The following is a 19,933-nucleotide window of genomic DNA, read 5'->3' on the forward strand; positions in this document are numbered from 1 at the left end:
GACACGATGAAATTTGAAATTCAGCATACCAATATTTTTCAATATGAGTCTGAAGTCGATCAAAGCTTGAATACGATTCGTTTAAAGCCTCGCAGTGATGAGCGGCAGCGATTATTATCGTATCGAATTGCCATTACGCCCTCCTCATTGACCCGTGAGCATACGGATATTTGGGGTAATACAGTTGGTTCTTTTTATATACCGGAGCAGCATCAAATACTCGAAATTCATACATCTTCGATTGTTAGTATTCAGCGTGCACCATTTATTCATCGTATTCAATATTCGCCCGAAATGCAGACCATTTTCCATTCACAGCTATTTTATGAGCATTATTTACCGTATTTAAAAGCAACTCATTTTACTTTTATGACCGATCAGCAATTAGAGGAAGTTTATCATGCGATTGGTCATGCTGAAAATCCAGTGCTCTTTTCACTTAATTTAATGCAATATTTATATGCTAGCTTTGAGTATGATCCTACAGCGACAGTTGTAACGACAACAGCAAGTGAGGCATTTGCATTAAAACGGGGTGTTTGTCAGGATTTCACCCATGTCATGCTAGCTGTTTTGCGAGCTAAAGGCATTCCCGCTCGGTATGTCAGTGGTTACTTATATGTGGATGAAAATTCAGCCCTCATTGGTGATAGTGCTACACACGCCTGGGTGGAAGTCATGATACCAGGTATTGGCTGGATTGGTCTTGATCCAACAAATAATGTAGAAGTTTTAGAAAATCATATTATTTTATGTATAGGTCGCGATTATAGTGATATTAGCCCTGTTGAAGGTGTTTATAGTGGAGGCAAGCATGATTTAACGGTCAAAGTGAGTGTCAAAGCATTGAATCATTTATAATAGGCGTGCAGTAATGGTGATAAATCGCGATTACTGCACGCTTTTATTCGAAGCGTTGCTGTCTTTCTGTCAGCACCCATTTCCTCACATAGCCCATTTCTTGTTGGATATGCTCCAGCGTTTTTTCCTGCTGAAAAGCCCGTTGCATAACGGTATATCGCAAATCGGTTGCTCTTATGTTTTTTCCTATATCTTGTGACATCGTTTGAAAAATACGCTCCACCGTCTTCGTTGAAATTGGCTTCACAATACTTGCCTCACTTACCCAAACCCATTCCCCTACCTCTTGCCCATGTAAAACTGTTGTCGCTAGTTTATACTGAGCTAGCATGTCCATTAGTACAGGAGAACATTTTATTTCTCGACGGCCATTTCGATTCGCAATAAAAAGGGTTGCCTTTCCTTCGTTAAAATGAGTCCATTTCATTCGCACAAGCTCTGCAGGCTTACAACCTGTTTCCATCAACATTTGGACTATACAGCCATTGCGTCTAGCCAGCCAAGCATGCTCCTCTGTTTTTGCATATTGAAAATAGGTTGGCCAGACGTTGGCAATTTGCATAATCTGCGTATTGGTCAGTACTTGCAGCACCTCTTTTTGCCTTTTTTTCGGCTGTAAAATGGGCTGATAATCAAAAGGTGTCACCCATTCTCGTAAAAAAATAAAGTCTACAAAGCCTCTCAATGTCGCTATTTTATGGTTAAATGTATTGATATTGCAGTAGGTTTCCTTGAGATAGTCACAATAAAGCTGTAATAGATTTTTTAATTGATGATCCACATACAAGTATTGGTGTTCATGGGCGAACGTTAAAAATTGCTGTCCATCTATGTTGTACTGCTTTTTTGTGGCAGCACTTTTTTTCAATGATTGCAGCAGTAAGATGTAACTATTCCATGCTTCCTTGAGTGTGACCATATTGCCCCTCCTTGTTTGCTGTGCGTCATGTCATTTTATTTTACTATATTTTGGGTGCGTGTGTTTCAATTCATTTTATAATAGTTTAGTGTCGGATAATCTGTAATATCGATACACAAACCGCTTCCAGTCTTCAAATGCCCCTTACGTGCATAAGAAACGTATGTTCCTACAGTAGTTTCTCATATCTTTTGCTTTCTTACAATAGTAAATTCCGCTCCCCTGTTATAGAACAATAAATGCTAACTATTCCCTACATTCTTGTATAACAACGCAATTTTATGTGAAAATTCATATCATTTCGTGTTTATAGTTGATTGTGTTATATAATAAAGATAGACATTAATACGTAGGAGGCTTTCCACTATGCAAGTAAAGACGACACGATTGGAAGCAGAAGATGCAAAAATCATTTATCAAGAAACAGCTGGACTAGCGATAATTACGATTCACCGACCACAGGCAAAAAATGCGTTAACCGCAAACATGTGGGATCAATTAGCAAAGATTGCCCTACAAGTATTAGACAATCCGAAAAATAAAGTACTCATTTTACGAGGCTCTGGTCAAAGCTTTACCGCAGGCTCTGATATTAAAGAATTCGATGCCATCTCACTTGAACAAGCCGAGGAGGCGTTTGTACATATGGAAAAAACCATTTCCACAATTGAGCGCCTTCCGATTCCAACAATCGGCGTCATCAACGGGCCTGCGATGGGCGCTGGTTTAGAATTGGCATTAGCTTGTGATATCCGCATTGGCTCAGACAAAGCCAAGCTCGGCATTCCTGTCGGAAAATTAGGCATCACCATAAACAATAAATTTGCGCAACGTTTAGTACAGCTCGTTGGCCCTGCGACCACAAAGGACTTAGTCTTTACAGGACGCATGTTTAAAGCGGAGGAAGCCTTCAAGCTTGGGATGCTTAACTACTTAGTAGCCGAAAAGGATTTAAATAAATATATGATTCGCATGGGCAAGCTTGTGGCAGGCATGTCACCAGAGTCCTTGCTTGCTGTGAAGCAATCCGTTCAAGAATGTCTCGATAGTGTGCCGACCTTATGGCAAGGCTCTTCACCGTTTGTAGGCAGCGATTTCGCCGAAGGCTGTCGTGCCTTTGTGGAAAAACGTCAGCCACAGTTCAGCCGTCAACCAAAATAAAAACAGGTACTCTCGTCGCAAAGTGCGTTGGGAGTACCTGTTTTTCACGACTTTTTCTTTTGTATAGCCGTCTTGACATGAACATGAATCGCATCTAATTCATAGCCAAATTGTAAATAAAACGCCTTCTGCACCGCCTGCTGTAGCTCTAGTAAACGCGCTGCTAATGGATAATCTATCGGTGGCTTTACTTGTATGGTCAGAATAGCTTGAGCCTGATCTCCTAACAAAAATTGGGCCTGTTCCACCTTTTGTACAATTGCTTGTTGACTACAGCAATACGTCAGTAGCTGAACATAAACATGCTTGCTAATTTCAATGTACTCCCGTTGAAAATCAGGTCGCACTATCGTTGTTTCCCCGATTTTTTCGCGCTTTGATGAAAAAATCTCCATGCCCTTTTGTACCAATCGTTTAAAAAAGTTTTGCTCCACTTGTCGATAAGGAATTGGCATCACATGCTTGCCCTGCGTTTGACGAATAAAACGAGCTTTTTGAATTTCCTTAAAGGAACGAACATCCTCCACATCGTAATAATGTTCAATGGGTCCAAGATCTAGCTGCTTAGCAATACTATTCGTCATTTTAGTGGATGTCCCAATCAGTAAAATGGACTGCACCTTATGACTTGCTAACGCTTTTTTGACAGCCTCACGATGTTCCTGTTCCGTAAAAATGGCACGTCGTACAGCGGTAATTGTATTTTTTTCGAATTTGGCAGAAATGCCAGCAACTCTTATTCCATTGACAATGAGAAGACCATCATCAATGATAGCCTCCACTCCTAATTTATGAGCAAAGGCAAGGGCACTCGTACTTTTGCCTGTGCCGCTTGGTCCACTTAACGAATATACCTTCACTGCCCTCTCCCTCCCTTACTAAATGGTTTGCGTATCAGGTAGTATCATACATGCTTCGAAATAGTGTGCATGCCGCAACTATGGTATTCCGCATAGTATCATAGTCAGCAGCTGCGTAGGTTTTTACATACAATGCCCGCTAGTCCGCTGGCATATAGCTTTTTTAATACCTCCCTATCTTGGCTGTAGACAATTGAAAATCGTAATGCTGAACGATTCATCATGTTTTGTAAAGACTGCCTCGTCGTACACTTGCATAGGCAGTTTGTTTTGCCCCTACTCATCCAGCATTGCCACTGTCAATAATAGGGGAACATCAATACGATGGCTATCCTTTAATACTATTCAGTATGTATAGCTGTAAGCAAAGTCTATGTCCGATCTTGTAAAAAGGAGGTTGTTTCTGTTACGGCGCAGACAATAGTGAAATCTTGCAACATATCGTTCACTACTGAGTCAGCTATTCAATCGTTAAGATGCATGCTCTCCCCACCTGAAAAACTTTATACTCAGTATAATACAATTTTCTCTTTGAAGGTATTTATAGTCGCTTATCCCAACATCAGACAATCTATTTTCGCTAGCCTATGCACACATCCTCTACATTATATAAATATTTTCTTTTTTCAGAATATCTTCCCATTTCTGTGCTTTAGTATGATAAAATGTGTACTACTATTCTGTTATCTCGCATAAACAGGCCCGTAAGCAAACAATGGTCTGTTAAAGCCCGATTTGTGCAAACAAACAATTAGCGTAGACAAGAGAATCATCTACGGATTGACGTTGCACTTTATACAACGATAAGGAGTGTACTAGTTTTGAAAATCGTACCATCTAAAAAAATGTCATTATTTACACCAGCAATTTTCGGAGATTTGAAAAATTTTGCCCGTGAGCAGCAAGCAAAGGGCATGACCTTGATTGACTTAAGCTTAGGAAGCCCTGATCTTCCTCCACATGCCAAAATACGTGAGCATCTTTCTTATCGCGCAGGGTTAGCTGAATCTTACGGCTACACACTGACAGGCACACAGCGTTTTTATGAAGCCGTTAGTCGCTACTATAAGCGTCGTAGCCATGTCGATTTACATCCCGCTACGGAAATTATTCAAACTATTGGCTCTCAAGAAGGCCTTGTCCATTTACCGATAGCCTTTTGTGACCCAGGAGACATCGTGTTATCCACAAACCCAGCCTATGTTGCCTATGATGCAGGAATTCACTTAGCAGGGGCAACACCTTATTACATGCCTCAAACGGCCGATAATGGTTATTTACCTGACTTAGACGCTGTCCCAGAAGAAATTGCTGAGAGAGCAAAGCTATTGATTTTAAACTTACCAGGGAATCCTGTACCAGCGATGCCGTCCTTAGCGTATTTTGAAAAAGTCATTGCCTTTGCCAAAAAATATAATATTATCGTCCTTCATGATGCGGCATACTCCGAGTTTTATTTTACAGGTGACGGTCCGATTAGTTTCCTTGCAGCACCAGGTGCAAAAGAAGTCGGCATGGAGATTAACTCCCTCTCCAAAAGCTTTAGTCTTGCAGGAACGCGTATTGCCTATATCGCAGGAAATGCTGAAATGATCGCCGTTATTAAGCAATTAAAATCAAATTTAGACTTCGGTATTTTTGAGCCTATTCAAGATGCAGCTGTCGTCGCACTTGATAACGCAGAAGAAATTACGGAAAGCTTACGTGCCACATTCTCAGAACGTCATAAAACCCTGATGAACGGCTTACAAGCATTAGGCTGGGAAGCCGCACCATCTGATGGTGGAATGTTCGTATGGGCAAAATATCCGTTCGATATGGACTGTACAGAACTAGCCTTTCAATTAATTGAACAAGTTGGCGTTGTAACCGTTCCTGGAACCGTATTTGGTACGGCTGGACAAGGCTATTTACGTTTAGCATTGGTGCAACCAAAGGAACTTCTTCAAGAAGCTGTTGATCGCTTAGCACAAGTGCAATTACTGGCACAAAGCTAGTGCTTTTGAAAAATAATAAACCCTTCTAACCTTGTCTGTTAGAAGGGTTTTACTATGACTATTCAGGAATGTTAAATCCACACATCATTTTCAGCAGTTAGCTCTGATTGTGCTTCGCCTGTATTGACAACCCCCATCGGCTCTACAAGTAGAATTTTACACTCAGAAGCCGCATAAGGTTTATGTTCAACATGGCGTGGTACGACAAACATCTCTCCTTCATTTAAACGCACTTCTCCATCTCTGAATTCGATGATTAGCTGCCCTTCAATGACGATAAACACTTCATCCGTATCATCATGTTTATGCCAAACAAAATCCCCTTGTACTTTAACTAATTTAAATTGATAATCATTCATTTCAGCAATCACTTTCGGAGACCAATGCTCTTGAAACTTAGTTAATTTTTCTTGAAAATTAATCGGTATGTATGTCATGCCCTTTTCCCCCATCCTTTTGATGAATCTACTAATAAGGATAACACACATTAAAAAAACAGCTACTGTCAAACGGCAGTAGCTGTTTTTATCACACATCATATTTTTGATGAACATCATCTTCGTAACGGTTGTAACGCTGTTTAAAGAGCTTGAATAAATGGGTCACCAGCACCTTAAAGATCGCATAGCCTGGAATCCCTAAAATAACACCAGGAACACCGAATAATGAGCCTGCCGTTAATAAGACGAAAATGATCGTAATTGGGTGAATACTGAGTGATTTCCCCATGATTTGAGGAGAAATGAATTTTCCTTCGATTAATTGAACAATCGTCCATACAATCGCCAGCTTAATCAACATCAATGGAGATGTGACAAGGGCAATAATAACGGCTGGTGTAATGGCAATGACTGGCCCCAAATAAGGAACTACACTTGTAATCATCGCTAGGAATCCAAGCAATAAAGCATATTTCATGCCAATGATTAAAAAGCCAATGGTCACCATTGCTCCAATACACATAGATACTAAAATTTGCCCCTGTATGTATGAACTAATTTGCTTGTCCATGTCATGGAAAATTTCAGTGACTTCTTTACGCATACGTGGTGGGCACACTTTCAGCATAAATTTCGGTAATTTTTCGCCCTCTTTTAATAAGTAAAATAAAATGAATGGCACCGTTACAAGTGATAGCACAATACCCGTTAAGGTTGAAAGGAAGCCCGTAATACCTGTGGCCACACCTTGTGCTACATTTGCAGCTGTTTCCCTTACAGTTTTCACCATATCTGTAGTGAAGTTTTTAACCACTTCATTGTAATCAAAATTAATTTTATCTAAATAATCGTTAAAACGTGAATTGTTCAAGAATGCAACGATATTTTGTGTAAACTTCATGAAATACTCTGGGAATTCCTGTGCTAAGTTCGTGAACTGGTCGCGTAAAAATGGATAAACTAACACAACGAGTAGTGTAATGACACCAATAACCGCAACGTAGAGTATTAAAATCCCCCAAATTCTTGGGATTCGCCATCTGACCAAGATCGCCAACAATGGACGCAATAAATAGTAGCCTATGACGGCTAGTACCCCTGGTAAAATCACTACTTCAAATAATACTTGTAACGGGGTAAAGATAAAGGAAACCTGATTAAACATAAAAATAACACATGCAACTAGTAATAAAATCACCAGCATAAATAATAGGTTTCTACCACCTAAAAAACGAATAAACTTGGTTGCTAATAGGCTTGAACGCTCTTTTGGTCTTTCTTTTTCCATATATCCACCCCAATCCAAATGCTCTACCTTTATATTACAGGATAATGTTGGTTTTTGCGAAACATCACTCCAGTGAAATACCTAAAAATTCACTTAAAAAGGCTTTGTTTTGCTCCACATCAATGACGATGGAATCGCCCGCATGACTAAAGTTTTGGAATTGATAGCTGCCTTCGATGGGAATCGTTGCTTTTTCAATGTTGACCTTACCTTTAGATAGCAATTTAAGCACTTGCTGCATTTCCTCAGCAGATGAATAATCGGTTGTTATATAGCCCTGTGCAGCTCCAACAAATTTTGGTAAATTTAACATGTTCGTAGGCGTTAATAGCTCTGTTTTTAAAGCCTCAATGACTTTTTGCTGACGGGCAACACGACCGAAATCTCCTTCAGCATCGTGACGGAAACGTGCATAGCCTAATAGCTCCTGTCCATTTAAATGATGAACACCTTGCTTTAACTCTACCCCAATATTTTCAGACATATCCTTTTCTACATCCATTTCCACACCATTTGGCGCTAAAATGTCCACTAATGATTCAAAGTTTTTAAAATCAATTAGGGCATAATGATGAATCGGTAAGCCAAACATATTTGTCAATGTATCCTTTAATAGCTGTACACCATCTAGGTAGTAAGCGGTATTAAGTTTATAGGATTGATAGCCTGGGATATCTGCGTAAATATCACGCATAAAGGACACAAGCTTAATATCATTGTTTGCTTTATTCCAGGATAATACCATCATCGTATCCGTACGAGATTTTTCCTCGCCACGTGTATCGACTCCTAAAATTAAATAGTTCTCAATATCCCCTTTGATTGTATCTCCAGAAAAATCCTCCTGCGCTACTTTCGTATCATTCGCCAGCTCAAGCCCGCTGCGATATTGCATGACAGCATATCCGACGATGACAATGATACACAGTAATAATAGTGTAAAAATTGCTCTCCCTTTACGTAATTTACGTTTTTTAGGACGTTGGGAGCGTCTCGTATAATCTTGCTCTTCCATAACAACTAACTCCTCTATTTTGATATAGTTAATGTAACGATTGATTAGCTAGAAAGTTTCATTTTGGCAATCAGCTATTCCATGTTTTTCTATCTCATCATTATTTTACACCTAATTACTCAGTTTCGAGCAAAACAATGCTATAATATTTTCACAAAAGAAAGGATGATGTAAATGATCGAAAAAGCTACATTTGCTGGCGGATGTTTTTGGTGCATGGTGAAGCCATTCGTCGAGTGGGACGGTATACATAAAGTGACTTCTGGCTATATGGGCGGCCATTTAGAAAACCCAACCTATGAAGATGTTAAGGAAGGGTCTTCGGGCCATTTAGAAGTGGTCGAAATTGAATTCGATCCTGCTATTTTTAGTTATGAGCAGCTCCTGGATATTTACTGGATGCAAATTGACCCAACGGATGCTTATGGACAGTTCCATGATCGTGGAGAATCCTATACAACAGCTATTTTTACCTACACAGATGAGCAAAAGCAAATCGCAGAGGCCTCAAAAGAAAAGCTTGCCAATAGTGGACGCTTTGATAAACCTATTGTAACCAAAATTCGCGATGCTGAACGCTTCTATCCAGCAGAAGACTATCACCAAGATTATTATAAAAAAGAGACGGAACACTATCAGCAAGATCGTGCCATTTCTGGCCGTGATACATTCATAACAAAGCACTGGGAACAATAATGAAAAGAGGTGCCTCACAATGGAGAGACACCTCTTTCTACGTAATAAGCACTTTTACACGGAAGCTTCTAAAAACGATTGTAATGCGTCAAAGAATCGCTTACCGTACTTGTCAAATTTCACCTCACCAATACCGCTCACCTGTCGTAAATCCTCCAGTACGGCTGGCTTCTTATCACATAAATCACGCAATGTTTTGTCAGAGAACACTACAAATGGTGGCACCTTTTCTTCATCTGCAATCTCTTTGCGCAATACGCGTAAATGTTCGAATAAAGGATCGTTGTCCACCAGCTTCTTCACTGCTACAGCTTCCTTGCGCATAACCTGTCGATTGCCAAGCAGTACTTCCTTGCCATTCGCTGATACATATATGGTTGGGAATGTCCCATGCTTCACAGCAAGTAAACCTTCCGCAATTAAAAATTCAATAAAGTTCGAAACATCCTTTGAGGCATATTTTCCTTTTAAGATGCCATAGGTCGATAAACGTGCAAAGCCAAATTCCGTTATTTTTTGATTTTTGGAGCCAATCAACACCTGAGCCACCATGGTCTTGCCGAATTTTTGTCCCATGCGTACCACACAGGCTAACACCTTTTGTGCATCCTCAGTCACGTCTGTCACTGCTCGCCCATCATTGCAATTACTACAACGCCCACAAGGCTCCTCTGGCTCTTCAGCAAAATAGGATAAAATCGCATTTTGTAAGCAGCCCTCTGTATGGCAATAATCGACCATCGTTTGGAGCTTGGCTAATTCTTGGGCTATACGTGCTTCATCCTGTGTTTGTTCAATTAGAAAACGCTGTGTTTGGACGTCCCCAGAAGCATATAATAAAATACAGGCACTCGGCAGACCATCACGTCCTGCACGACCCGCTTCTTGGTAATAACTCTCCATATTACGAGGCATTTGATAATGCAACACAAAGCGCACATTACTTTTATCAATCCCCATACCAAAAGCATTCGTTGCTACCATAATACGTGCTTCATCTTTTAAAAACCGCTCCTGCTCAGCTATTCGCAAGTCCTCTGACAGACCCGCATGATATTTCGCAACCGCTTCACCAGAGCGACTCAGCATGTCATAAATCGCGTCTACTGCTTTTCGAGTGGCTGCGTAAATAATGCCGACTTCCTGTTTATTTTGTTGTACATAATTTTTTACATAACGTTCTTTATTTTCACCAATTAGTACGGACAGCGCCAAATTTTCACGTGAAAAGCCTGTCATGACTGTCGCTTGCTCATCAATTGTTAGTAATTGGCGGATATCATCACAGACAGCTGGTGTCGCAGTGGCTGTCAGCGCTAAAACCGTGGGCTTTTGTGACCATAGTGTAAACAGCTTTTGAATGGAGCGATAGCTTGGTCTAAAGTCATGCCCCCATTGCGAGATACAGTGTGCCTCATCTACCGCTATTAACGGCACAGGTAAATAGGATAGTGCTTGCAGAAAGGATACACTTTCCAATCGCTCAGGCGCAATATAGAGAAGTTTTAAATAACCTGCGCTCGCTAGTTGCATCGTTTCATCTACTTCCTGTGCCGACAACGTACTGTTAATATAGGCGGCAGGAATGTTCGCCGCACGTAAAGCCTCCACCTGATCTTGCATCAGAGATATAAGGGGGGAAATGACAATAGTTAACCCATCTAGCATTAATGCAGGAATTTGATAGCAAATGGATTTCCCTCCACCAGTTGGCATGACACACAGGCTCGACTGCCCTCGTAATGTTTGTTCTATAATTTGGGCTTGTCCTTGGCGAAAGGCTTCATAGCCAAAATGATGCTGTAGCATTTGTCTTGCTTGCTCCATGCAAAGTTCACTCCTCGTTTGTTAGACGAAGTAGCATGTACTCGCCCTGTTCATTTTTTTCGATTTCATACAGTATGATGGAATGGGCAAGTGCCTCCTGCCCTGCAGCATTCGTCAAAACATATTCCGTTTTAGCACGTAGAATAAGATGCTGGCCTTCTATACGAATAGCTTGAATATCGGTATTAGAGAAATGGATCTTAGCTTGTTTGGAAGCATAATAAGCAACCATGCTATTCAAGGTCTCTTGTAAATCCTCTGTTCCGACAATTGGTTTCATGACACTCGCATCCTGAATGGCCACAGCCGCCTTTAAATGCTTATGGAACGTATCTAAAAACAGCTTGATTTCATCTGTATTATACGCAAACACATTCTCACCATATTGCTCGATTGCTTGCTGTACAGCTTCTTTGTCACCTTGTTCTATATAGGGATATAAATTTTTGGATTGGGACAATCGTACACTGGCTTTCATGCCATCCTCAATCCATTTATCCACGAATGATTGGATTTCCTTCATCGGCAATATGTATGGCTGGGACTCTCCTTGCTGTTGACGATTAAAATATAGTCCAACAATGGCTCCATTTTCAGCCTCCATCACAGGACTTCCTAAAGGCATAGCTTGTTTCACATCTATATAATAGGCCGCTACCTTATCTTGATACTTCTGAATCGTGTAGGGCAAGCCATTCACATAAACGGCTAGCTGATTCAGCTCACCTTCATACGTTTTTGGCACATGCACATTCGCTTTATACGTTACTTGCAGAAGTGCTAGATTATGAGCTGTTGACATGACATGTACGTTTGCTGCCATTAGCTTGTCCTGACCAAACTGAACAAGGGCCGTCGGTTTGGAAGCAACTAATGCACCATTTGTTAAAATATACAGCTGATTATCCTGCTGCTTGATAATAATACCTGCTCCAACACCATACTCTCCGATGACTTTGACCTCTGGGACAATTTTTTCCTCTTGCTTGGTCACTGCCCCCTCTGTTTGAACCTCCGCATTTTTACTTTGAAACCAGCCTGTGCCTATTTGACTGTCACAGCCTGTAACGAGGAAAGCTGTCGCTCCTAACACGAGCATTTTTTTATACATACCTTCACCAAAACTTTCTATTCATCATTCTCTATTATCTATCATAATCAAGGATTTGTGATGTTTCAAGTTTACATAATATTATTATTTCTATAATAATGTTAGGGAAATGCGACAACACCGCTAAATATATTTCATTCTACCTATTATTATTTATGAAATACGAAATTTGCTATGAGGATTGGAGGATAACTGGACCTAAAAATAATTTTCACTAAAAAAGACATGCGCATTGCTTCACATGTCTTCTTCGATTATTTTTTTCTTAACAGTCCTGTCGATACGATAATGCCCACCATCAACAGTAAAAAGATGATATAAGTCCATGTATGATTACCTGTGATATCATAGCAAACCCCGATCATAATGGGAATAATTGCACTCAGCATAAAGCCACCTGATAGCACCATGGATGACCAGCTATTAGCCTCCAGATCATTTTTGGCTTCATCCAGCGGTAACAATAAGCCAATTGGAAATAGACCACTTAGAACAATGCCGATTAATAAAACAGCAAGCCATAAATAGGCACCTGACGTAAGCCATAATAACGTGAAACCAATTAATCCCACAAAGCCTAGTGCCAGTATCCATACCATTCGACTTGGCCATTTTTCCATGAGCATCGGCACTGCAATATTGCCGATCATTTGCACAATAGACATAAACGTCAGCATAGCACTTGCTGTTTCTAGTGATAAGCCTTTATCCTGCAACAGCGGTGTAAGCCACGCCATCATCGAGAAAAACAGCGAGGTTTGTAAGCCAAAGTACAGTAAGATCGCCCAAGCACGTCCAGATGTCCAAGGATTACGAGCATGTTCAGTCGTCGTTATCTTTAGAACTTGTTCATTTTGCTGTGATGGTATGGCCCATAACCAAATAACTAGCGCCCCTAATGCAAGTAGAGCCCATATCCCCAGAGCGACGGTCCAGCTATTGCCGAAAATTTGATAAAATGTCACCGTTAAGGCCGCACTTAATGTAGCACCTACGCCAATGCCGAAGGAATAAATGCCAATCACAGTCGTAAAACGCTGTGGAAATTTTTTCTTAATAAAGGCATTTAAAATAGGACCAATCATCGCAATAGCTAAGCCTGCTGCAAAGCTTGTCACAATGAGCAAAGCGTAGCTTTCTTGTAAAAGGCGTAGTCCATTGGCAAGGATGAGAATAGCCACTAAAAATGTTATGGCGGATTTCGTGCCAACCTTTCGCTGAAGCGGTACAGCCAAAGGTGCAAATAAACCCATACAAAAAACGGGGATGGATGTCAGAAAACTCATACTTGTATTGGAGACATGTAAGGATGTCATCAGTACATTATAAAGTGGGCCAATCCCTGTTACTGCAGGTCTCATATTGAGTGCAACAAAAAATATACTGATGACCACTAGTATAAGTGAAAGGGTCCATTGTTTTTTTGCCATTTATTCAATATCCTCTCTACTGCCACTCAACATTCATTGCTGAAAGAGTTTGTTTATTTATTCCTCTCTCCTTTTACCATGTTTTCGATAGACGGTCAATCTTGGGACAGTTTCTTGAAAATGGCTGTTTTTTATCTTGATTCAGTAGATGTCACATATTTTCAGGTAATTCAATGCCCAATAAGGCGAATGATTCTTTTAAGACAATCGCAACACATGAACAAAGTGCTAGACGTGACGCTTGATATTCATCATCCGCTAATATTTTCTGTTGGGCATAATATTTATTCAATAAACGGGCCAATTGTAAAGCATATTTCGCTATTTGGGACGGGTCAACCTGATCAAAAGACATAGCTACCACTTTCGGAAACTGCTCCAGTAATAAAACAATCGGCCAAGCCTGCTCTCCTAATGGCTGGAAGGTCATCACTTCAGCTGGGGCGTTTGTTTTTTCTAAAATGGAGCAAAGACGGGCATACGTATACTGTACATAAGGACCTGTTTCACCTTCAAAATTCATCATTTGCTCAATCGAAAATTCAATATCATTGAGGCGATGGTATTTCAAATCATTAAATATAACTGCGCCAACCCCAACTTGCTGGGCTACTCGCTCCTTGTTAGGAAGATGGGGATTTTTCTCTTCGATATTACGCTTCGCCGTCGCAATGGCCTCTGCTAGCACATCTGCTAATAACACCACTTTGCCTTTACGGGTCGACATTTTTTTGCCATCCTTGAGCATCATCCCAAATGGGACGTGCTGTAGATTTTTGGCCCAAGCATAGCCCATTTTTTCGATGACTTGAAAAAGTTGTTTAAAATGGAGGGATTGCTCATTGCCAACAACGTAGAAAATCTTTTCTGGCTGGTAATGCTGTTGGCGATACAGGGCAGCAGCTAAATCGCGTGTCGCATAAAGCGTGGCTCCATCTGTTTTCGTCATTAAGCATGGGGGCATTTCCTCCATCTCCACAACATACGCCCCATCTGATTCCACTAGGAGCCCTTTTTCTTGTAGTTCTGTCACAACAGGCATCATTTTGTCATTGTAAAAGGCTTCTCCTGTAAAAGCATCAAAGTGAATTCCTAGCAACTCGTATATTGATTGAAATTCTACTAATGATACATCTCGGAACCATTGCCATAATGCCAGTGCCTCTGCATCGCCATCCTCCAATGCTTTAAAGGCGGCACGTGCCTGTTCAATCAGTGCTGGGTCTTGCTCTGCCTCTTCATGAAACTGCACATAAATCTTTAATAGCTCCTCAATTGGGGACGCTGTAATGGCTTGCTTATCACCCCAATGTTGATAAGCCACAATAAGCTTACCGAACTGTGTACCCCAGTCCCCTAAATGATTGATGCGAATTGCTTGATAACCATTTTTTTCTGCCATATTGGCTAAAGCATTCCCAATGACTGTTGAACGTAAATGCCCCATAGAGAATGGCTTCGCAATATTAGGAGATGAAAAATCTAGGACGACAGCTCCCATCCCCGTTTGATTAGTTCCATATGATTGTTTTGCTTGCATGATGTTGCTTAGCACTTGTTGCGTCACTTTTTGTTGATCTAGAAAAATATTGACATAGCCTCCAACAGCTTGCACACGCTGGATATTGTCATTGTTTAATTGACTTGCTATATCCGCTGCAATAGTTTGTGGTGACTTTTTCCATTCTTTTGCTAAGGTAAAACAAGGAAATGCCACGTCCCCTAGCTCCGAGCTTTTTGGTTTTTCTAATAATGACGCAATATCATCTGCTGTTAATTGATGATTTACTACTTCTGCCATACTTTCAGCGATTTGTTTATTCATCTTGATCCTCCTCCTGTCCAAATAAAAAAGCCCCCGTCTCTAAAATTAGAGACGAGAGCATCATAATCCCGTGGTACCACTCTAGTTGCCATTTAATATGACCACTTTCCATTGTTAACGAGGTGACGCCCCGCTATTCTCTACTACTTGTTCGAGAATCTTCTCCAAAGTGCGCTTCATTCATGGTTTCTGCATTAGGCTCACACCAACCCTAACTCGCTTGCCAGTTGTCCATCAATTACTCTCTTCTTCATCGAATTTTTCTATGATTTTGACATATATTACAGGACTTCCTTATTGGCGTCAACCATTTTTTAAATATAATGTTGGTACTTAGCAATTGACATATCGAGATAATTCGATATATTATTGCGATATGGAACCAATTGAAATTTTCAAAGCGTTATCAAACGAGACTAGGCTAAACATCTTACAGTGGCTGAAGGAACCTGAGAAACATTTCCCAAAAGTGAGTATCGAAGGAGGCGTATGTGTTGGTGATATTCAGGAGAAAGCTCAAACTTCTCAATCAACCGTTTCTCACTACTTAAATATGATGCAAAAGGCTGGACTTCTCGAATCTTTTCGTCATGGTCAATGGACATATTATAAATTAAAAGAAGAAACGATTCATCAAATTGCCTCGTTTCTTGTATCAGATACCCAAAATGATTAAAATTGGGTTTCTGTTTAAAATGGCATATCGATTATTCACGATAAATAGATACGTTATAGTTATTAGGTTTCGTATACATTTGCACAATATATCGAAATTTCTCGATATATTGATATAAAGGAGTGATGTTTTTTGATTATGAATAAAGAAAATGCATTTAGCAATAAACATAAAATTTTAGCCTTCACATTAACCTTATTAACGTTTGTCATGGGAACAAGTGAATTTGTTATTGTAGGATTATTAACGGAGGTCTCTACAGATTTAAGTATACCAATTGCCACAGCTGGTTCCTTGATTTCTGGATTTGCTATCGCCTATGCGATTGGTACACCCATCTTAACCGGTTTTGTTAGTAGATTTGCAAAATATCCACTCATGTTAGTATTGATTTCCCTCTTTATACTTGGAAATATTGTAAGTGCCCTCTCTAGTTCCTATGGTATTTTAATAACTTCCAGAGTTGTTACGGCTGTTGTCAGCGGCGTACTTACAGCATTAGCCATGTCCATAGCGAATGATAGTATGCCAAAAGAAAAAAGATCCTCTATCATTGCTTTCATATTTGTGGGCTTTACCATTGCCAACGTCATGGGTGTACCTCTAGGAACAATGGTTGGACAATGGAGTAATTGGCACATGACATTTTGGTTAACGGCAGCTTTAGGCGGGATTGCCTTTATCATCAGCATGTTTGTGCTACCTCGAAATATCAAAGCAACAAAAAGTTCACTATCAGAGCAATTAAGTTTATTTAAGCAACCTAAAATCATTCTAGCATTCTTCATTCCTGTTTTTACGATTGCTGGAACATACACAATCTATACTTTTATTACGCCCATTTTACAACAAAAACTTGGTATTGAAACGAAATACATAGGTATTGTTCTCTTAATCTATGGCTTCTTTTCAATCTTTAGTAATCTTTTAGCTGGCAAGATTGCTCAGCATAACGGTTTAGGTAGATTGCGCTATACGTTCATTATTCAGGCCATTATCTTATTTACTCTGTATTTTACGATGTCCTCTATGTGGTTAGGGCTACTGACTATTATGTTAATGGCTGTCATGCTATATGCTGTTAATGCAACTGTCCAACTCTACTTCATGGATTTAGCTGAAAGATATTCTCCCTCTGCAAAAGACTTTGCATCCTCATTAACCCCTGTTGCTGTTAATGTGGGGATTGCATTAGGTTCTGCAATAGGAGGATTTGTCGTAGCTTCTGGCAGTCTAGACAAACTTTCGTGGGCTGGTGGAATCTTAGCGCTCATAGCCTCAGTGTTAACATTCATGAGCTATAGATTAAATCAAAAGGATCAAATTTAATACTTCCGTTTAACACTATATGTAAAGGTTGCTTGAAACAAAAGGAGATCTCTGACTGAGTGAGGCTGCCCATAGTGGAAATCAACGGCTTTATATTATTGTAAAATAAAAAAACTGTAGGCAAACGCTCAAATTTTTCGAGCTTGTCTACAGTCTGAAACATTCCTCAAGAAGAGGAATGCTTCTTTTCTACATAATGAATGACATCAGCCATGATGGCGTACATCTCTTTTAATTTTAATTTCTTATTGTCTGAAATTTTCTTTGCTACTTTTTCAGTGACAATTCCTTTTTCCTTTAATGTATCCCAGCTAGTCGCATTGGATTCACCAATGAGGACGTCAGCCAAATATTGAGCCATCTCATCACGTTCAATGGCTTCTTCGCCATTATTATAAACTTTATTGATGACAATTTCGAGCTGATCACTCATACCTGCTGCACTTTCTCCACCAGCTCGTAGCATACTCTCTTTTAACATTTTAGCAAACTTTATTTTTGTCGCCTGGCTGTCCACTTTTAAATCATTATCATAACCACCCACCACTAGGCCATAGTTAATGAGTGTTTGAATAGCTTCATCATACCATTTCCCTTGATATGGGTACTCCATAGAAAATGAATCAACATATGCTCCCTGTTTGTCGAGCTGTTTTCTTAACGTAGCAATTAACTGTTTATCCTTGCTCATATCTCTAAAGGTTACATCCTCTTTCATGACTAGTGCAGCCGCAGTCCCGGCCGCTTCACCTGTCACCATCCCTGTCGGAACAATGCGCGCACTACCTGCCGCCAGTGATGAATACCCTGCAGAGCGTCCAACCACCAATAAGCCATCAATGTCCTTCGGTACTAATGAACGGAAAGGAATAGCATACTGCTTTGGCGCTGCAATGACATACCCATAATCATGCGGCGTTTGTGCTTGCACATCGACTGGATAAGAAGCAATCCCAATGCTATCCCATTGGTCACTATTTTTCCACAGGTCAGCCATCGTTAATTGATATTCCGCCCAAATATGTCTCGTTTCTCTTACATAAAGTTCCTCTGGATAACTAATAATTTCAGCCTTTTCAAACCCTGGAAAATTCGCTTGTAAATATTCTAGAATGTGTAACGTTTCTTTCTTTCCTGCGACAATAGCAGCTTGTTTCGAGTTATCATTTAAGCCATCAATACCAAAAATCTGTAATGCATTAATAAAATATTCATCATCTACACGAGCTAAGTTTAACCCTCTTAATCGTGTACCCTCTTGCAAAGGCTTGTATTCATCATGGAGCTTTGTAAAGCCCCACATCACGGTATGATTCAAATTAGCACCGCCAAACACATCGGATTTAGCCGCTTTTTTTACTTCATCCCAATCGACATTTTTCAAATGCAACATTAATGTCACAGCCATGCGTTTATCTTTTATGCCAATATCTTCTCCTCCCACAAAGAAAGGAACGTTGGACATGGCCGCAAAATCAGCATCCTGCGTGGCATCTATAAATGATTTCCCTGTCACTACATATGTACCGTACTCATTTTTTAATTCCACTGACGTTAATTGTTGTTGATGAACATTCGCTTTCACGACCTCGGTTTGCACCGACAAGGTTAAATTAGGTTCTTCATCGATCAGTTTTTTAAAGGCAGCCTTAGCACCAACAATGCCAAACGCATCTTTCCCTGTCACCAGCTCATGCCATTCCTTAAAAATACCTTCACTAATTGAGTTGTTACGACCATCACGCGGAATATCAAGGAAATTCAACATACCGTATGTAAATAATCCACCTAACTCTTGTCGTTTTTCTACCAATAAAGTTTTAGCACCATTTCGTGCCGCAGCCACTGCCGCAGCTACTCCCTCAGGTTCACCACCAATGACAATGACATCATACTCTGTCTCTATATTTTTGATTGGCTCTGGCTTTTTATACTCATCCACTAATTTATTGTATGCCATAGAGTTCGTCATTTCTTTTATAAAATAGTAGCTTCCAAACCCAAGTAAAACTACTATTACACAAGTGGCTGTCCATAATAAGCCCTTACCCATAAAGTACCTCCGATAACTAATATTTCCACAAACATGTTTATTTTATCATCATTTCCGCCTCTTGGAAGAGCTGAATGTCCTATTTTCTGTGCATCCATATGAAAGCATGTCTGTAAAGCTAACTAAAACGCCTCATCTACGGAATTCTTTGGTTTGAAAGGATTCACCTAAACTCATGAATGTAATCATTTTTTGAGGATTGGATGTTTTTTGTCCATCTGTTAGACAATGCTAGTTGCGAAAACTAGGATGATTGAAAGGAACGATCGGCTAGCAATCAAATCGGGGATGACGTGCCTACACACCAGTGATGATCAGGACGTTGTTTCCTTGAATGTAAACAATCAGCATTATTTTAGTTGATAGCTTTGTGAAGAAGCAAACAATATCCATGTGGTAAAATGATGTCATTTTTCTATTCTTTTGCAAAAACAGTTAATCACAC

The 19,933-nt window shown here is 40.0% G+C and carries 16 protein-coding genes and 1 other annotated feature; of the genes, 6 read left to right on the forward strand and 10 right to left on the reverse strand.

The window, feature by feature from the left end:
• Positions 1 to 6: 6 nt before the first annotated feature.
• Positions 7 to 861, forward strand: coding sequence for a transglutaminase family protein (locus tag MHI34_RS18870; RefSeq protein WP_036126429.1), 855 nt, complete (start codon positions 7 to 9; stop codon positions 859 to 861).
• A gap of 43 nt (positions 862 to 904) precedes the next feature.
• Here MHI34_RS18870 and MHI34_RS18875 read toward each other — a convergent pair whose 3' ends face one another.
• Complete coding sequence (locus tag MHI34_RS18875; RefSeq protein ID WP_342503791.1) at positions 905 to 1,780, reverse strand: site-specific integrase; 876 nt, start codon at positions 1,778 to 1,780, stop codon at positions 905 to 907.
• A 366-nt stretch (positions 1,781 to 2,146) separates the two neighbouring features.
• On the opposite strand from MHI34_RS18875, the gene MHI34_RS18880 reads away from it, so the two are divergent.
• Positions 2,147 to 2,941 carry an enoyl-CoA hydratase/isomerase family protein gene (locus MHI34_RS18880; RefSeq protein WP_342503792.1) on the forward strand — a complete coding sequence of 265 codons (795 nt, stop codon included), beginning with the start codon at positions 2,147 to 2,149 and terminating at the stop codon, positions 2,939 to 2,941.
• A 44-nt stretch (positions 2,942 to 2,985) separates the two neighbouring features.
• Here the strand turns inward: MHI34_RS18880 and MHI34_RS18885 are convergent, their stop codons facing one another.
• The gene (locus MHI34_RS18885) at positions 2,986 to 3,801 is read right to left on the reverse strand and encodes a hypothetical protein (protein WP_342503793.1); all 816 of its coding nucleotides are present in this window, start codon (positions 3,799 to 3,801) and stop codon (positions 2,986 to 2,988) included.
• Positions 3,802 to 4,622: 821 nt separating this feature from the next.
• Here MHI34_RS18885 and MHI34_RS18890 point away from each other — a divergent pair.
• Positions 4,623 to 5,798: an aminotransferase class I/II-fold pyridoxal phosphate-dependent enzyme gene (locus MHI34_RS18890; RefSeq protein WP_342503794.1), complete on the forward strand. Its 1,176-nt coding sequence runs from the start codon at positions 4,623 to 4,625 to the stop codon at positions 5,796 to 5,798.
• 71 nt (positions 5,799 to 5,869) lie between these two features.
• Here the strand turns inward: MHI34_RS18890 and MHI34_RS18895 are convergent, their stop codons facing one another.
• The 3 genes from MHI34_RS18895 to MHI34_RS18905 form a co-directional block, all read right to left on the reverse strand.
• A complete protein-coding gene (locus MHI34_RS18895; RefSeq protein ID WP_340811108.1) occupies positions 5,870 to 6,235 on the reverse strand; it encodes a cupin domain-containing protein in 366 nt (121 codons plus the stop codon).
• A 91-nt stretch (positions 6,236 to 6,326) separates the two neighbouring features.
• Positions 6,327 to 7,526 carry an AI-2E family transporter gene (locus MHI34_RS18900; protein WP_058844423.1) on the reverse strand — a complete coding sequence of 400 codons (1,200 nt, stop codon included), beginning with the start codon at positions 7,524 to 7,526 and terminating at the stop codon, positions 6,327 to 6,329.
• 64 nt (positions 7,527 to 7,590) lie between these two features.
• Positions 7,591 to 8,541 carry an LCP family protein gene (locus MHI34_RS18905; protein ID WP_036126458.1) on the reverse strand — a complete coding sequence of 317 codons (951 nt, stop codon included), beginning with the start codon at positions 8,539 to 8,541 and terminating at the stop codon, positions 7,591 to 7,593.
• A gap of 174 nt (positions 8,542 to 8,715) precedes the next feature.
• Here MHI34_RS18905 and msrA point away from each other — a divergent pair, with 174 nt between their 5' ends.
• Positions 8,716 to 9,237: a peptide-methionine (S)-S-oxide reductase MsrA gene (gene msrA, locus MHI34_RS18910; RefSeq protein ID WP_082673741.1), complete on the forward strand. Its 522-nt coding sequence runs from the start codon at positions 8,716 to 8,718 to the stop codon at positions 9,235 to 9,237.
• A 54-nt stretch (positions 9,238 to 9,291) separates the two neighbouring features.
• Here the strand turns inward: msrA and recQ are convergent, their stop codons facing one another.
• The 4 genes from recQ to argS form a co-directional block, all read right to left on the reverse strand.
• Positions 9,292 to 11,064, reverse strand: coding sequence for a DNA helicase RecQ (gene recQ / locus MHI34_RS18915; RefSeq protein WP_058844424.1), 1,773 nt, complete (start codon positions 11,062 to 11,064; stop codon positions 9,292 to 9,294).
• Between the two features lie 7 nt (positions 11,065 to 11,071).
• On the reverse strand, positions 11,072 to 12,175 hold the full coding sequence (locus MHI34_RS18920) for a hypothetical protein (protein ID WP_058844425.1): 1,104 nt from the start codon (positions 12,173 to 12,175) through the stop codon (positions 11,072 to 11,074).
• A gap of 254 nt (positions 12,176 to 12,429) precedes the next feature.
• Positions 12,430 to 13,605, reverse strand: a complete 1,176-nt coding sequence (locus MHI34_RS18925; RefSeq protein ID WP_342503795.1) for an MFS transporter — start codon at positions 13,603 to 13,605, stop codon at positions 12,430 to 12,432.
• A gap of 151 nt (positions 13,606 to 13,756) precedes the next feature.
• Positions 13,757 to 15,436, reverse strand: a complete 1,680-nt coding sequence (gene argS, locus MHI34_RS18930; protein WP_342504488.1) for an arginine--tRNA ligase — start codon at positions 15,434 to 15,436, stop codon at positions 13,757 to 13,759.
• A gap of 38 nt (positions 15,437 to 15,474) precedes the next feature.
• Positions 15,475 to 15,693: a binding site (T-box leader), on the reverse strand.
• Between the two features lie 113 nt (positions 15,694 to 15,806).
• On the opposite strand from argS, the gene MHI34_RS18935 reads away from it, so the two are divergent.
• Both MHI34_RS18935 and MHI34_RS18940 read left to right on the forward strand, forming a co-directional pair.
• Positions 15,807 to 16,106, forward strand: a complete 300-nt coding sequence (locus MHI34_RS18935; RefSeq protein ID WP_271913570.1) for a metalloregulator ArsR/SmtB family transcription factor — start codon at positions 15,807 to 15,809, stop codon at positions 16,104 to 16,106.
• Between the two features lie 138 nt (positions 16,107 to 16,244).
• On the forward strand, positions 16,245 to 17,435 hold the full coding sequence (locus MHI34_RS18940; protein ID WP_036126019.1) for an MFS transporter: 1,191 nt from the start codon (positions 16,245 to 16,247) through the stop codon (positions 17,433 to 17,435).
• Positions 17,436 to 17,601: 166 nt separating this feature from the next.
• Here the strand turns inward: MHI34_RS18940 and MHI34_RS18945 are convergent, their stop codons facing one another.
• The gene (locus MHI34_RS18945; protein WP_036125984.1) at positions 17,602 to 19,488 is read right to left on the reverse strand and encodes an FAD-dependent oxidoreductase; all 1,887 of its coding nucleotides are present in this window, start codon (positions 19,486 to 19,488) and stop codon (positions 17,602 to 17,604) included.
• Positions 19,489 to 19,933 lie beyond the last annotated feature (445 nt).

Source organism: Lysinibacillus sp. FSL L8-0126, from assembly GCF_038630385.1.
Taxonomy (GTDB): Bacteria; Bacillota; Bacilli; order Bacillales_A; family Planococcaceae; genus Lysinibacillus; species Lysinibacillus fusiformis_D.

What these genes read in the sequence shown, in the direction of transcription:
- MHI34_RS18870 (WP_036126429.1), top strand. Translation starts at nt 7, where the DNA reads ATGAAATTTGAAATTCAGCATACCAATATTTTTCAATATGAGTCTGAA.
- MHI34_RS18875 (WP_342503791.1), bottom strand. Translation starts at nt 1,780, where the DNA reads ATGGTCACACTCAAGGAAGCATGGAATAGTTACATCTTACTGCTGCAA.
- MHI34_RS18880 (WP_342503792.1), top strand. Translation starts at nt 2,147, where the DNA reads ATGCAAGTAAAGACGACACGATTGGAAGCAGAAGATGCAAAAATCATT.
- MHI34_RS18895 (WP_340811108.1), bottom strand. Translation starts at nt 6,235, where the DNA reads ATGACATACATACCGATTAATTTTCAAGAAAAATTAACTAAGTTTCAA.
- MHI34_RS18900 (WP_058844423.1), bottom strand. Translation starts at nt 7,526, where the DNA reads ATGGAAAAAGAAAGACCAAAAGAGCGTTCAAGCCTATTAGCAACCAAG.
- MHI34_RS18905 (WP_036126458.1), bottom strand. Translation starts at nt 8,541, where the DNA reads ATGGAAGAGCAAGATTATACGAGACGCTCCCAACGTCCTAAAAAACGT.
- msrA (WP_082673741.1), top strand. Translation starts at nt 8,716, where the DNA reads ATGATCGAAAAAGCTACATTTGCTGGCGGATGTTTTTGGTGCATGGTG.
- recQ (WP_058844424.1), bottom strand. Translation starts at nt 11,064, where the DNA reads ATGGAGCAAGCAAGACAAATGCTACAGCATCATTTTGGCTATGAAGCC.
- MHI34_RS18920 (WP_058844425.1), bottom strand. Translation starts at nt 12,175, where the DNA reads ATGTATAAAAAAATGCTCGTGTTAGGAGCGACAGCTTTCCTCGTTACA.
- MHI34_RS18925 (WP_342503795.1), bottom strand. Translation starts at nt 13,605, where the DNA reads ATGGCAAAAAAACAATGGACCCTTTCACTTATACTAGTGGTCATCAGT.
- MHI34_RS18935 (WP_271913570.1), top strand. Translation starts at nt 15,807, where the DNA reads ATGGAACCAATTGAAATTTTCAAAGCGTTATCAAACGAGACTAGGCTA.
- MHI34_RS18940 (WP_036126019.1), top strand. Translation starts at nt 16,245, where the DNA reads ATGAATAAAGAAAATGCATTTAGCAATAAACATAAAATTTTAGCCTTC.
- MHI34_RS18945 (WP_036125984.1), bottom strand. Translation starts at nt 19,488, where the DNA reads ATGGGTAAGGGCTTATTATGGACAGCCACTTGTGTAATAGTAGTTTTA.